Annotated in this window: 16 protein-coding genes, 1 tRNA gene and 1 pseudogene; 15 read left to right on the top strand and 3 right to left on the bottom strand. The window is 61.5% G+C overall.

Annotated elements, in window-relative coordinates; translation table 11 throughout:
- Positions 1-6: 6 nt before the first annotated feature.
- Genes HMPREF2932_RS05995 through HMPREF2932_RS05980 form a run of 4 tightly spaced genes read left to right on the top strand, consistent with a single transcriptional unit; the run spans position 7 to position 4,553 of the window.
- A complete protein-coding gene (locus HMPREF2932_RS05995; RefSeq protein WP_246818636.1) occupies positions 7-1,404 on the top strand; it encodes an amino acid permease in 1,398 nt (465 codons plus the stop codon).
- Positions 1,405-1,417: 13 nt separating this feature from the next.
- Positions 1,418-3,091 carry an alpha-keto acid decarboxylase family protein gene (locus HMPREF2932_RS05990; RefSeq protein ID WP_071409811.1) on the top strand — a complete coding sequence of 558 codons (1,674 nt, stop codon included), beginning with the start codon at positions 1,418-1,420 and terminating at the stop codon, positions 3,089-3,091.
- 10 nt (positions 3,092-3,101) lie between these two features.
- The gene (gene hisC, locus HMPREF2932_RS05985) at positions 3,102-4,160 is read left to right on the top strand and encodes a histidinol-phosphate transaminase (protein ID WP_071409810.1); all 1,059 of its coding nucleotides are present in this window, start codon (positions 3,102-3,104) and stop codon (positions 4,158-4,160) included.
- A 21-nt stretch (positions 4,161-4,181) separates the two neighbouring features.
- On the top strand, positions 4,182-4,553 hold the full coding sequence (locus HMPREF2932_RS05980; RefSeq protein WP_071409809.1) for a phage holin family protein: 372 nt from the start codon (positions 4,182-4,184) through the stop codon (positions 4,551-4,553).
- On the opposite strand, the gene HMPREF2932_RS05975 is transcribed toward HMPREF2932_RS05980, so the two are convergent.
- Complete coding sequence (locus HMPREF2932_RS05975) at positions 4,550-4,804, bottom strand: MoaD/ThiS family protein (RefSeq protein ID WP_010188351.1); 255 nt, start codon at positions 4,802-4,804, stop codon at positions 4,550-4,552. The genes HMPREF2932_RS05980 and HMPREF2932_RS05975 overlap by 4 nt on opposite strands.
- 40 nt (positions 4,805-4,844) lie before the next feature.
- Here HMPREF2932_RS05975 and HMPREF2932_RS05970 point away from each other — a divergent pair, with 40 nt between their 5' ends.
- The 8 genes from HMPREF2932_RS05970 to HMPREF2932_RS05935 all read left to right on the top strand — a co-directional run bounded on the left by HMPREF2932_RS05970 (position 4,845) and on the right by HMPREF2932_RS05935 (position 10,466).
- Positions 4,845-5,996, top strand: a complete 1,152-nt coding sequence (locus tag HMPREF2932_RS05970; RefSeq protein WP_071409808.1) for a molybdopterin molybdotransferase MoeA — start codon at positions 4,845-4,847, stop codon at positions 5,994-5,996.
- Positions 5,993-6,463: a MogA/MoaB family molybdenum cofactor biosynthesis protein gene (locus HMPREF2932_RS05965; RefSeq protein ID WP_071409807.1), complete on the top strand. Its 471-nt coding sequence runs from the start codon at positions 5,993-5,995 to the stop codon at positions 6,461-6,463. Before HMPREF2932_RS05970 ends, HMPREF2932_RS05965 begins: the two co-directional genes overlap by 4 nt.
- Entirely contained in the window at positions 6,453-6,872 is a 420-nt protein-coding gene (locus HMPREF2932_RS05960) for a molybdenum cofactor biosynthesis protein MoaE (RefSeq protein ID WP_010188346.1), read from the top strand. The genes HMPREF2932_RS05965 and HMPREF2932_RS05960 overlap by 11 nt, the downstream gene beginning before the upstream one ends.
- The gene (locus HMPREF2932_RS05955; RefSeq protein WP_246818635.1) at positions 6,869-7,951 is read left to right on the top strand and encodes a ThiF family adenylyltransferase; all 1,083 of its coding nucleotides are present in this window, start codon (positions 6,869-6,871) and stop codon (positions 7,949-7,951) included. The genes HMPREF2932_RS05960 and HMPREF2932_RS05955 overlap by 4 nt, the downstream gene beginning before the upstream one ends.
- A 440-nt stretch (positions 7,952-8,391) precedes the next feature.
- A complete protein-coding gene (locus HMPREF2932_RS05950) occupies positions 8,392-9,123 on the top strand; it encodes a DUF1648 domain-containing protein (protein WP_049157391.1) in 732 nt (243 codons plus the stop codon).
- A gap of 4 nt (positions 9,124-9,127) precedes the next feature.
- Positions 9,128-9,871 (top strand): NAD-dependent deacylase, encoded by a 744-nt coding sequence (locus tag HMPREF2932_RS05945; RefSeq protein ID WP_071409806.1) that lies wholly within the window; start codon positions 9,128-9,130, stop codon positions 9,869-9,871.
- A 61-nt stretch (positions 9,872-9,932) separates the two neighbouring features.
- A complete protein-coding gene (locus HMPREF2932_RS05940) occupies positions 9,933-10,187 on the top strand; it encodes a prevent-host-death family protein (protein ID WP_371325882.1) in 255 nt (84 codons plus the stop codon).
- Positions 10,188-10,196: 9 nt separating this feature from the next.
- Positions 10,197-10,466, top strand: a complete 270-nt coding sequence (locus HMPREF2932_RS05935; RefSeq protein WP_049156794.1) for a type II toxin-antitoxin system RelE family toxin — start codon at positions 10,197-10,199, stop codon at positions 10,464-10,466.
- An 872-nt stretch (positions 10,467-11,338) separates the two neighbouring features.
- Here the strand turns inward: HMPREF2932_RS05935 and HMPREF2932_RS05925 are convergent.
- Positions 11,339-11,426: transfer RNA gene (locus HMPREF2932_RS05925), tRNA-Ser, on the bottom strand.
- Between the two features lie 271 nt (positions 11,427-11,697).
- Here HMPREF2932_RS05925 and HMPREF2932_RS05920 point away from each other — a divergent pair.
- Positions 11,698-11,793: pseudogene (locus HMPREF2932_RS05920) on the top strand (addiction module antidote protein, HigA family); the annotation flags it as partial.
- A 102-nt stretch (positions 11,794-11,895) separates the two neighbouring features.
- Here HMPREF2932_RS05920 and HMPREF2932_RS05915 read toward each other — a convergent pair.
- Positions 11,896-12,174: a VOC family protein gene (locus HMPREF2932_RS05915; RefSeq protein ID WP_308409928.1), complete on the bottom strand. Its 279-nt coding sequence runs from the start codon at positions 12,172-12,174 to the stop codon at positions 11,896-11,898.
- A gap of 187 nt (positions 12,175-12,361) precedes the next feature.
- Between HMPREF2932_RS05915 and HMPREF2932_RS13385 the strand changes: the two genes are divergently transcribed.
- A complete protein-coding gene (locus tag HMPREF2932_RS13385) occupies positions 12,362-12,604 on the top strand; it encodes a hypothetical protein (protein WP_141756288.1) in 243 nt (80 codons plus the stop codon).
- Positions 12,605-12,613: 9 nt separating this feature from the next.
- Complete coding sequence (locus HMPREF2932_RS05910; RefSeq protein WP_071409804.1) at positions 12,614-13,117, top strand: SMI1/KNR4 family protein; 504 nt, start codon at positions 12,614-12,616, stop codon at positions 13,115-13,117.
- Positions 13,118-13,339: the final 222 nt, after the last annotated feature.

Here is a 13,339-nt window from a genome sequence, read left to right as displayed (position 1 = left end):
GTCTACATGACCACAACCAACAATTCCGTCAGGGCACAGGACCTTGTCGCCAGCGACAACACGAGTGCAGACGACGGCCTGCAGCGCGGCATGAAGTCGCGCCATCTACAGATGATCGCTTTTGGCTCGTGCATCGGCACGGGCCTCTTCTTGGGCTCCGGCGCCTCCATCCAGGAGGCCGGTCCCGGCGTTATCGCCGCCTATGCCATCGGTGGATTCATCATCTTCCTCATCATGCGCATGCTTGGTGAGATGGCCGTGGAGCACCCCGTCGCCGGCTCCTTCAGCGCCTACGCCCGCGAATACATCGGGCCCATCGCCGGCTTTGTCACCGGCTGGAACTGGTGGTTTACCACCATCGTCGTCGGCATGGTGGAACTCACCGCCGCGGGCACCATCATGGACTTCTGGTTCCCCGGTATCCCGCACTGGCTCACCGCCCTCGTCGCGCTCGTCATCGTCACCGCCATCAACCTGGTGCACGTCGGCGCCTTCGCCGAGGCGGAATTCTGGCTTTCCCTTATCAAGGTTGTCGCGCTCATCCTCATGATCGTCGTCGGCGCGGCCATCGTCTTCGGCCTCACCCCGGAGCCCGCCCTCGGCTTGAGCAACATCACCGAGCACGGCGGCTTCTTCCCCAACGGTGCCGCCGGTGTGCTCTTCTCCCTCGTCGCGGTGATTTTCTCCTTCGGTGGCATCATCTCCATCGGTACCGCCGCGGGCGAGGCCCAAGATCCCGCCAAGAGCCTGCCCAAGGCCATCAACAACGTGATCTGGCGCATTCTCATCTTCTACGTCGGCGGCATCGGCATCATCGTGCTGCTCGCCCCGTGGAATGAGCTCGATACCTCCACCTCGCCCTTCGTGCGCGCGCTGAGCACCCTGGGAATTAGTGCCGCGGCCACGGGCCTTAACCTCATCGTGCTCGTCGCTGCCGTCTCCGTGTTCAACACCATGACCTTCTCCGGCGCGCGTATGTTGCGGGATCTCTCCCGCGGCGGCCAAGCCCCGCCCTTCTTCAATTCCGTCAGCGCCAAGGGCGTGCCGGTTCGCGCTCTGCTTTTCAACGCCCTGCTCATGGGCTCGGCTGTGCTGCTTAACTTCCTCTTCGAGGGCAAGATCCTGATTGTTCTCCTCGCCATCATTGTTGGCGCGGAGCTCATCTCCTGGTCCGCCATTGCCGTAGCACACCTGAACTCCCGCAAGCGCTGCCCGAACGCCGCCTTCCGCGCACCCCTCTACCCCATCGCCAACTACCTGTGCTTGGCCTTCTTCGCACTCGTCATTGTTTTGATGTTCATGCTGCCCGACTACCGCACCGGCGCCATTGTCCTACCCTGTTGGATTGTGACCTTGGCCCTCATCTGGCTGGGCAAGAAGCGCCACGACGCCCGAAACAAATAGAAAGGACCCTCTCATGCAGACCACCATTGGTGATTTCATCCTGGACCGCCTCAAGGCCATCGGCATTACTGAAATCATCGGCGTACCCGGTGACTTCAACCTGAGCTTCCTCGAGCAGATTGAAGCTTCCGAGGGCATCCGCTTCGTCGGCGCCTGCAACGAGCTCAACGCCGCCTATGCTGCCGACGGCTATGCCCGCCAGAAGGGCGTGGGCTGCCTGCTCACCACCTATGGCGTGGGCGAGCTTTCCGCACTCAACGGCATCGCTGGTGCCCGCGCTGAGCACGTCCCGCTGGTGTCGCTGGCAGGCGCGCCGCCGCAGTACGCCACGGAGTTCCGCTGGAACCTGCACCACTCGCTTGCCGACGGCGACTATGCCAACATGCTGGATTCCTTCGCGCCCTTCACCGAAGTGGCCACACGCGTGTCCCCCATGAACGTGGTCGAGGAATTCGACCGCGCCCTGCACACCTGCCTGCGCGAGAAGCGCCCGGTGCACATCCAGATTCCTTCCGATATCACGCACCTGACCATCGAGGTCCCCGACGAGCCTTTCTCCACCAAGCTGGCACCCTCCGATCCGGAGCGCCTGAACGCCGCCGCGGACTACGTGCTGGAGCACTTGGCGAAGGCCAAGGACCCGATCATCCTCATCGATCAGGACACCAACCGCCACGGTTTCACGGAGAAGCTCCGCGCCATCATCGACAAGGCCCAGCTGCCTTACTCCCAGCTTTCCTCCGGCAAAGCCATCCTGTCTGAGCGCCACCCGCTGTTCATCGGCACCTATAACGGTGCGGCCTCCGCACCGGGCGTGCAGGAGCGCATCGAAAAGTCCGATTTCCTGGTCACCACGAACCCACGCTTCATCGAGGTCAACTCCGGCTCCTTCACCCACAACCTGGCCGATGCCCGCGTCTATAACTTCGGCGACCAGCACCTCAACGCCGACGGCGAGTTCTTCGTGGGCATCAATACGCTGGAGCTTCTCGACGTCCTCCTCGACCGCATCCAGGAAGCCGAGACGTCGCCAAGCGCTGCCTTCGAACCCGAGCCCTTCGAGCCGAACCCGGATGCCCCGCTGACCCAGGAGCGCATCTGGCCGCAGATGCTCGGCTTCATCCAGGAAGATGACGTGATCATCGCCGAAGCCGGCACCTCCAACATTGGCTTGGGCCAGCAGCGCATGCCCGAGGGCGTGCAGTACATTAACTCCACCATTTGGGGCTCCATCGGCTTTACCCTGCCCTGCGTGCTTGGCTCACAGCTGGCCAACCCGGAGCGCCGCCATGTTCTCTTCATCGGCGATGGCTCCTTCCAGCTCACCGCCCAGGAGCTCTCCACTATCCTGCGCCAGGATCTCAAGCCCATCATCGTGTTGGTGAACAACGATGGCTACACCATCGAGCGCTACATCTTGGGCATGGAGCGCGAGTACAACGAGATTCAGATGTGGGACTACACGGCCCTGCCTAAGGCCTTCATGAAGGACACCACGATGGAGTCCTATGTGGCCTCAACCGAAGGCGAGCTGGCCAAGGCCTTGGAAGACATCGCCGCCCACCCAGAGCGCGGCGCCTTCCTCGAAGTGCGCCTCGATGCTTTCGACGCGCCGAAGGGCCTTCAGGCCTTCGGGCCGCAGACCGCTGACTTCGACTTCGGGCCTCGTGGGCCCCGCAACGCCTAAGGTGGAGAACATGATTCGACCAGACCTTTCCTCCCTACCCGTCTACGTCCCCGGCAAGAATGCCGAGCACGCCTTGAAGCTCTCCTCCAACGAGGCAACCCAGGAGCCGCTGCCCGGCGCGCTGAAGGCCATGGAGACTGCCGTCGCGCACGTCAACCGCTACCCGGATATGGGCGCGGTGGAAATCCGCAAGGTACTCGCCGAAAACCTTGGCGTTAGCCCTGAGCAGGTCACCACCGGCGCGGGTTCCTCCGCGATTTGCCAGCAGCTGGTGCAGATCACCTCCGTGCCCGGTGATGAGATTGTCTTCCCCTGGCGCTCCTTCGAGGCTTATCCCATCTTCGCGCAGGTCGTGGGCGCCACCCCGGTCAAGGTTCCGCTCACCGCGGATCACCGCGTGGACTTGGAGGCCATGGCGGCTGCCATCACGGACAAGACCCGCCTGATCTTCGTGTGCAACCCGAATAACCCCACCGGCTCCATCATCACCAAGGAGGAGTTCGACGCCTTCCTGGCCAAGGTCCCGAAGGACGTCATCGTGGCGCTCGATGAGGCCTACATCGAGTACAACCGCAACGACGCCGTCCCGCTGGCCACCGACTATGTCCACACCCACGACAACGTCATTGGCCTGCGCACCTTCTCCAAGGCCTATGGCCTGGCCGGTGTCCGTTTGGGCTATGCCTTCGGCAACGCCGAGATCATCGAGGCCTTAAGCAAAGTGGCCATCCCCTTCTCCGTGAACTCCATCGCGCAGGCGGGTGCGGTGGCCTCGTTGGCCGCCCAGAAGGAGCTACGCGAGCGCACCGATGAGACCGTTGAGCAGCGCGACCGCCTGGTGGAGCACTTCGCGGACTTTGGCGTTCCGGAGTCCCAGGCCAACCACATCTGGTTCGCCGCCGACTCCATTGCGAAGCTGGGCTCCCCGCAGGACGTCGCCGCACAGCTCGCCGAGAATGATGTCCTGGTCCGTGCCTTCCCCGAGGGCGTGCGCATTTCCGTCACCACGGCGGAGGAAACCGAGACGCTGCTTAAGGCCTGGGACGCGGCCTTCGGTGCACGGAGCTAGTTTCCGCGTTAGAGTGCAGTTGTGAAGACATTTATCAATTTTGCACTCAACGTCATTGCCGTCGCGGTGGCCTTCTGGGCAGTAGTGGCGATTGTCCCTGGTATCGACATCGTTCCTGCTACCACCCAGAATTTCTTGCTCATCGCGGCGGTCTTCATCATCGTCAACGAGGTCGTCACCCCGGTACTTCGCTTCCTCGGCGCACCGCTGACCTGCCTAACACTGGGCCTCTTCGCGCTCGTCATCAACGGCGCGGTCCTACTCCTCGTCGGCGCGCTGATGGACTCGCTGGTCATCGATGGCTGGGGCGCTGCCATCATCGGCGCGATTGTGCTTGCGATTGTTTCCGGCGTGGTGAACTTTTTCACCAGCCCGCTGCGGGTCCGCAACTAACCCCCAGCAAAAGGCGGGAGGACGTCGACTCGGGAGGCGTCGGCAAGCACGGCGTCCTCGGTAGCGCTCGCGCCATCCACCAGGAAGGTGCAGCGCTCCAGCACCTCCGCAAAGCTCATGCCGGCCTCGGTGCTGCCGGTATGACGAGCACGCAACACGTCCAACAGCTCCCCCAAGGTCGCCGCCTGCGCCGTGTCTTGCGCGCGCCCTGCGGCGGCGCGGGCTGCGGCAAAGTAGTGTATATCAACCATGGTTGCCACTATGCCAGCCTCTGTGACAGGAAGGAACCCGATGCGCACCTATGAGGAACACCTCGCCGCCGTCCGCGCGGCCCTTCCGCAGCCCCGGGTGGTGTCCACTCCCCTGAGCAGCGCCTTCGGCCGCCGCGCCGCTGCGACGTACCGCGCGGAATACAACCTTCCACCTTTCGATAATTCGCAGATGGATGGCTATGCTCTTCCGACTACACACGGCGGCGCCTTCACCGTCGGCCGCACCATTGCGGCGGGTGATCCCCCGGGCTCACTCGAGCACGGCACCGCCCTTCCCATCATGACCGGAGCGAAAGTCCCTGAGGGCACCGTGACCATCGTCCCCGTCGAGCACTGCGAGCCCCCGCACTTCCCAGAGGAGGGCGCCACGGTCACCGTGCCGGCAGCCCCCGAACAGTTCATCCGCCGCGCCGGCTCCGATGTCAAGGCCGGCACAACCCTCATCAATGAGCACGCGCTTCTCGACGCCCCCTCCATCGCCACCCTCGCCTCCCAGGGCCTGACCGAGGTCCTCACATACGCGCCCGCCCGCATCCTCATCTGCACCGGTGGCGCGGAAATCGGTGGCGAAGGCGAGGCTACTATCCCCGATTCCAATGCACCGATGCTCGCGGCCTTGGCTGCGCAATACGGCATAGAGGTAGCCGGCTTCGTGCGCACAAACGACAATCCTTCCGCCCTTCGCGCAGACCTCGCCGAGGCCGTCATTACCCACCGCCCCGATGTCATCGTCACCTCCGGCGGCATCTCCCACGGAAAGTTCGAGGTCATCCGCCAGATCTTCGAAGAGGACGGCTGGTTCGGCCACGTGGCGCAGCAGCCCGGCGGCCCGCAGGGCCTGTCGCGTTTGGGGGAGGTTCCCGTTGTCTGCTTCCCCGGCAACCCGATCTCCACGCTAGTAAGTTTTCGCCTCTATTTAGCGCCCGTTATCGGCCACGCTCCCGCTCCATTTAGAGCACACCTTACTGAGCCCGCCGAAGGCCTCAACAACCGCGAACAGTTCCGCCGTGGAACTATCAGCATCTCCGACGGCACCGCCGAAGCCTCCTTCCTCGGCGGCACCGGCTCCCACCTGATGTCCCAAGCCATCGGCGCTACTGCCCTCATCCGTATCCCGGCGAACACGCAGCTTTCAGCCGGCGACCTCGTGGAGGTGTTCCCACTCTCATGACCCGACGCGCACTCGTTATCGTTGCCTCGACCCGCGCCGCCGCCGGCGAATACGAGGACCGCTCCGGCCCCATCCTGGTGAATTTCCTGCGTGAGCAGGGCTTCGATACCCCGCAGCCCCTCGTCGTCGCGGACGCCGATATCGACTCAGCCCTCGCTACTGCCTTCGCCGATGCCCCCTCCGTCATCCTCACCTCCGGCGGCACCGGCATCACGCCGGATGACCGCACCGTCGAGGCACTCACCCCACATCTTGACCGCGAACTACCCGGCCTGGCCCATGCCTTCTACGCACACTCAGCGGCCATCCCCACCGCGGCACTCTCGCGTACCGTTGCGGGCGTTTCTGGTCGGACTTTCGCCATGGCCCTGCCCGGCTCCACGGGCGCTGCCAAGGACAGCTGCGCGGTCCTCGAACCAGTTCTTCACCACATCATCAACCAGCTGGAAGGCATCAATGAGCACTAACTTCGGCCTACTCGGCGCGCACATCAGTGCTGAGCCCATCACGGCCCCCGACATCGCCACCGCGGAAACGGGTGCCGTCGTTTTATTCGACGGCATCGTGCGCAACCACGACTCCGGCCGGGGCGTTAAGCTCCTGACCTACACCGCGCACCCCTCAGCCCAGCAGGAGATCGAGCGTGTCGCCGGCGAGGTCGCCGCCGCTTTCCCCGCCGTCCGCCTGTGGTGCGCGCACCGGACTGGAGCACTAGAAATCGGCGAATCCGCCTTCATCGTCGCCGCCGCCTCCGCGCACCGCAAGGACGCCTTCGAAGCGGCGTCGACCTGCGCCGACCGCGTCAAGGCGGAAGTCCCCATCTGGAAAGAACAGCTGCATACCGATGACACCACCACGTGGGTAGGCCTGGAATGAGCTCACGTTATGCACGCCAGGAAACCCTGTGGGGAACCTCCACACAGGAACGACTTCGCGCCTCCACCGTCGCAGTCATCGGCGCCGGTGGCCTGGGCTCACCTGCCCTGCTCTACCTGGCAGGCGCGGGCGTCGGGCGCATCCTGCTTTTCGACGACGACACCGTTTCCCTCTCCAACCTGCACCGCCAGGTCATCCACACCACGGCGACCGTGGGCCAGCCCAAAACCAAATCCGCCGCTGCGGCCTTGAGCGCCCTCAACCCGGAGTGCACCGTCGAGCAGTTCTCGCGCCTCACGCCCGATACTGCCCTGGAGCAACTGCGCGACGCTGATCTCATCATCGACGGCACCGATAACTTCTACTCCCGTCACCTTGCCTCCTGGGCCGCCCATGAGCTGGGCATTCCGCACGTGTGGGCCTCGCTTCTGGGCTACGACGCGCAGCTCACCGTCTTCCACTCCGGCCACGGCCCGGTCTACGAAGACCTCTTCCCCACCGATCCGCAGGTGCCCTCCTGCTCGCAGGCCGGCGTGATGGGACCGGTCGTCGGCGTCGCCGGCTCCGCCCTGGCCGTCGAAGCGCTCAAGCTCCTCACGGGCATCGGCACCCCGCTCATCGGCACGCTGGGCTACTACGATTCCCTCGCCGGGACCTGGGAATACATCCCCGTGCGCGCGAACGGCGCCATCCCGGCGCGCCCCGACAACCCCACGGACATCCGCGTCATCCCGGAGGACGCCACGCTTATCGACGTCCGCACCTCCCCCGAGCGCGCCGCCTCCCTCATCCCCGGTTCGCAGCATCTTCCGCTCGATGACATCCTCGCTGGCCACAACCCGCCCCTAGACCCCGCCGACCTCGCCGTCCTCTACTGCGCCAGCGGCCTGCGCTCCGCCCAAGCGGTCGAGGCCCTGCGGGCCCGAGGCTTCAGCAACGTCTACTCGCTGCGCGGCGGCATCGACGCCTGGCAAGAGCACATCTCCGAGCTCGAGTCCGAGGCCGAGGCCGCACGCCGTGGCGAGCTAGAGACCATTTCTCTCGATGACCTAGAGGCCGAGCAGGGCGTGGCCGACTAGCTTCACGCCACTGGCCGTGAGATTCTCTACCCCTCAGCTGGCGGCTCCACCTTCTCGACATCACCTTGGCTACATGGTCCCTTTAGTTTGGTCCCCATACTCTGGTCCCTACTCATTGCAAAGGGACCTTTTATAGCCAGTTTCCTGCGCCAGGATGGTCCCTTTACCCAGTGAAAGGACCAAAGTAAAGAGACCAATATGAAGGGGCCATCGTTGTCCCGCCTTCATCGACCAATCAGCCCCCAAGAGTCAGTACTACTTGCCCCACAAAGGGTTCCCCTCACATGGTTCTGGTCAGATGGTTTGTTTGCACCCAAACGAACCATCTACCTAGGCGCAGATGGTTTACTTGCCCCCAAACGAACCTTATGACTGGAACCATGTAAGAATCCGACTCCCGCAGCGCAGCCAACAACAGGCCACCTTGTAAGCTCACTGCCATGAGGACCCGCCAGTATTACATCGCTACCGCTGTGGTGTGTGCTCTCACGCTGGTGTACATGCTGCTGCGTTGGGACTCGGTGCCCGATCCCATCCCGGTCCACTTCGATGGCTCGGGCAACCCGGACCGCTTCGAGCCCAAATCTTTCCTCAACGCAACGGTCCTGGTGTGGATCGGCGTTGTGTTCGCCATTGCGCTGCCGCTGTGCGTGCCGCCGATCTCGCTGGCTCGAATAACAATGGATGTACCGGCAGAGTCAGCTCTTCCGTTCTCCGAGGCCACGGCACAGCGCGCGGAGCTGCTCACTGGAAAGACCGCCACGTTCATTGCCCAGACAGTCCTCACCATGACGGCCTGCGTGTGCCTCACTACGGTCTGCACCGTCATTCCGGATATCCCCTTCTCGGGCTTTCTACTCGTGGCCGCGTGGATAGCCTTCACCGTGTTCACCATGATTCAGGGCGTCCGATTGACGCTGACATCTGCGAAGGCCGTGCAATCCATTCCCACCGACCATGATGAACAGGTTCGCAACACAGCACTCCGCTTTGCCGGTGGTATGGGCTTCTATAACGAGCCCACAGACCCCATGTGCATAGCTATCTTCCCCATGAATCCTTCGAAGCTGCAGATCAACACCGCGCACGAACCTGGCCGCCGCTACCTGTGGCGCATGGGCATCGCGCTTAGCGCATCCATAGCATTCTGCGTGCTCATCGACGTACTCTAGATGCATGGAGCACCTGTTTGAGCGCGCACACTCGATTCTTTCTGATGCCACCCACGTCGAGGTGTTCACCGGCGCAGGCATGAGCGCGGACAGCGGCATCGCCACATACCGCGATGCGCAGACAGGCATTTGGGAGAACGTGGATCCGGTTGCGATGGCGTCGATAAGCGCATGGCGTACCGAGCCTAAGCCCATGTTCGCCTGGTACCTTTGGCGCGCCCAGCTGGCGCAGCGGGCCGAGCCCAACGCCGGGCACCGCGCAATCGCCGCCGCACACGGCATGACGGTGACCACGCAAAACATCGATAATCTGCACGAGCGCGCCGGAAGCCAAGACGTGGTTCACCTACACGGCTCCTTGTTCGCCTTCCGCTGCACCGACTGCGATACGCCGTATGACGAGGACATTGCACTGCCGAACGAACCGGTCGAGAGCATCACCCCACCCGAATGCCCCGTGTGCGGCGGACTCGTGCGCCCGGGCGTGGTGTGGTTCGGTGAGGCCCTGCCCGACGACGAATGGGCCGAGGCCGAGCGCCGCATGTCCACCGCGGACGCGCTGCTCATCGTGGGCACCTCCGGCGTGGTCTACCCTGCCGCCGGACTGCCACAGATTGCCCATGCGCGCGGCATCCCCATCGTGGAAATCACCCCGCAGCCCACGGACCTCTCGCCGCTTGCCAGCGTGGTGGTCACCGCCACCGCAGCGGAGGCGCTGCCTCGGATCCTGGCGGGGCGAATCGGATAAACAGCAACCCGATATCCCGCGGCCCTTGCCCACCGAAATGTACAAGATGTACATTTGCAGTATGAAAACGATGTCAGTGGCATCCAGCCAATTCCGCCAATCCCAAAGCCAAATTCTTGAAGAGGCACAGCACACACCCGTCGCCATCACTAGTCGTGGAAGCCGGATTCGCGCTTTTGTCGTCTCTCCTTCATTTTTCGCCCGCGCAGTCGAAGCACTAGAAGATCGTGAGGATGTTCAGACCGCAGAGATTGCCCGAGGAGAAGCCGTAGAGATTTCACACGAAGACCTCAAAAAAGAACTCGGACTCACCTAATCGCCTTCTATGGCTAACTCCACTTATCACATCACCTATAAGGCATCCGCAGCCAAGGAGCTACGCAAGCTCGACAGGCCGACACAGAGGCGACTACTTGCTGCAATCGAAGACTTAGCCGTTACCCCTCGCCCGGATGGAGTAAAGAAGTTAAAAGCCTCGGACGACCTGTATAGAATTCGAGTCGGACACTATCGCGTGGTTTATGAAATCCTAGACGGAAAGCTCGTAGTCCTCGTCCTGCGCGTTGCTCACCGACGAGATGTTTACCGGAAATAGGCAAAATTCCTCTCAGATAAACTAAACCGGCCAGTCATTCCGCCCCTCGAGAGGAGATGAATCCATGCTCTACCTTGTTCCAGGAGCCTTAGCGGGAATCGTCTTTTATGCCATTCTCACAGCAGTGAGCTGGGCCATCGAAAAAGCCTGGCCACAACGACGTCTAGGCGCACATAGCCGGTTGACCCTCCACTGCCTTGCCGCAGTTGCATTTTCAATTTTTCTCGCCTTGCCTGGCGGCGGCGGAAACTGGGCCACCCACCTGCAAATTAGCGGGTTCCTACTAGTGGGATGCGTTCTGAGCTGGGTGACTGCAGCGATGAACAACGGAGACAATGCCTGACGCCGTAGAGCGATAACTTCCCTTAATCGTCATTCCTCACATCCCTAATGCATACAAACCCTGTGAGTTGTTCTCCGGGGAGGCATAAGGGCTTCTTCCCTGCATTTTCTCTTCGCTCATTAACGGAGAAAACGAATTGAGCGAACTGGGGAACAATCTGTACCGATGGAAAAAGCTCCCTTAATTGGTGAGTAATACGCCATCCCGCGTCGTACCATCGAAATCTATCGAATTGGTCCTTCCAACGCGGACGCTGGCGAAAGCTATCGGGTATCTCGAGGAAATTCTGCTGAAACTCCTCCGTCCACTCAAGGATTTCGCGTCCCAGATCGGACTCAATTCCTAAGTCTTCAGGAAGATAGAATCCGATTCTATTAGCCCCAGAAACTATGAGTTCTTTAGACGGCCACAGCGAGCTTGGGTGACTGTACTCTGGGCGGAGGAATATTTGCCGATTGGCCATGGAACTAGAATAGCCCAGTGCCACTGCTCAATATACGCAAGATTTTGGTGTAATCACCAAAACAATTGGCGGAGGCGGCGGGATTTGAACCCGCGGTGAGTTTCCCCACGCTGGTTTTCAAGACCAGTGCATTCGGCCGCTCTGCCACGCCTCCTCGTCACGCGTCAGCATGCACCGCGCGCAACACGTTCAGAGTACTAGACTCCGGCGCGGGAGAAGAATTCGGCTCATCTCGTTGAGCAATGGCCAAGCTATGGAGTTCAAACTTGATGCTTAGCGTTATGGGGGTAGGTCCGTTAAAGCGAGCGAGTGGGGTCAGGCAACAGCGCATATTCAGCGTGACTACACCATCACGGAGCCAGAGGAGGGTGAAATCGTTGACTACCACTAACAAGCTTCCGCCAGTGCACCCGGGGGAGGTCCTCATGGAGGACTCCATCGAGGGGTTCAGCATCACGCAGAACAAGCTCGCGGTGCCGATCGGTGTGCCTCAGCGGCCGAGCAAAGAGATGGTGCACGGCTAGCGGTCCATCACCGCCCTGCTTCTGGGGCGCTCACCGAGAATGCATGCCGACGTTGATGACGTTGCCTGATCCGTCGCGGTAGAAGAAGCGCGTAACGCCCTACTCTTCGGTCGTGAGAGGGTGCACGATCTCGCGACCTGCCTCGACAGCGCGACAGTAGGCGGCTTCGACATCATCGACGAAGATTGAGACATCGGGATTCTCGCGGGCTGTGGCATCTCTCGTGAGGAGATTCAGCTGACAGCCTCTGGAATCGGCGAGTGTGACGATCCAGCCGTGATCCATCACCACCTCGAGACCGAGGACCGCAGCGTGTTCGTCGACGCTTCTGCGGAGATCTGCCACCGTGAGGTTGGGGACGATGCGTTCGATGTTCATGCCTTCACGCTTCCAGCTGGAGGAGTGCCAGTCAAGAAGTTATTCAGCTACGGAACGTGGTGGAGTTCAAGTTCAACGTGTAGCCGAGTGCGTCGTTCAGCCTCTGGCTGATCGGCTGAATGGCCGCTTGAGGGCGGCCCCGGAGTTCGCCGGGGCCGCCCTTTTCGTGTGGGGGGAGCCGGTTGGCATGAGTGACAGGTGGTGTGCATGGCTCGGATGGAAGGAGGAATTGGACGGCTCGGGTTTTTCTGCCGGCATGGCCTTCCTTGCCGATGGCAATCGCATCCGCGCCTCCGAGGAAGCTCTGTCCGGCACCGCCCTTGTTATGCTGGCGGGCGACGATGCCGTCCAACTTTGGAACTGCGAACTCACTGAGGTTCAGCTCGTCGAGGTGGTTTTCGTCGACCAGTCTCCAGTCACGGATGAGTAGGGGAAAATTATGAGGTTGATTGAGACCAACGAGGTTTTCAGTTCTCTTGAGCAGCTTGATCCCGCCATCAAAAACAAAGGCAAGATCCCTGACATCGATGCAACGTACACCGAGTTCATTCATCGATATGACGGGGTAAGTATCACGCCGGACATTGTTCTGTATGGCTATCAGAAGGTCCTCGAGTGGAATCGGCGAGCACGTGGCGACGGCTTGCCCGAAGATCTGTGGCTTATCGGGCAGTCGGGGCAGGGCGATGAGTGGTTCTTGAGTGCACGGCGCAAGACAGTGTTCTTTTTCGATCACGACCAGGGGGAGTACGGAGGGCCAGAGAGCTTCCTCGATCTGAAGATCGACTTCACTGGTTTTCTCAGGATGGCGTTCCTGTTGTCGGAGCTGGAGGAGAAGCTTGACGAGGGGCAGGAGATTGATGAATACGAGCAGGAAGTTTCGGACCTTCTGAACAACATCCATCCGCAACTGCGTGTGAGGTTTCCCTTCAACTATTTTTAATGATTGCACCTTGGTCTCAGCTGACGGTCGTTAGCGGAGGTGCGATGTCGACGCCTGTGGCAAATGTGCGGGTGTGGGCGTCCTTGACAGCATCGACCAAAACGGAATGATCGGGGTTCTCGGGAGCTGTGGCGCCGAAAGGACGTTTCCAATCGCCCCAGGGACGTGACTGTTCCGAAGACCTTGGCTAACACTCGGGCTTTCTTCAGTGCTGCTGACGAA

Origin of the sequence: Corynebacterium sp. HMSC074H12 (assembly GCF_001813755.1) — a bacterium.
Classification (GTDB): domain Bacteria; phylum Actinomycetota; class Actinomycetes; order Mycobacteriales; family Mycobacteriaceae; genus Corynebacterium; species Corynebacterium hiratae.
This window is presented reverse-complemented; position numbering and strand designations above follow the sequence as displayed.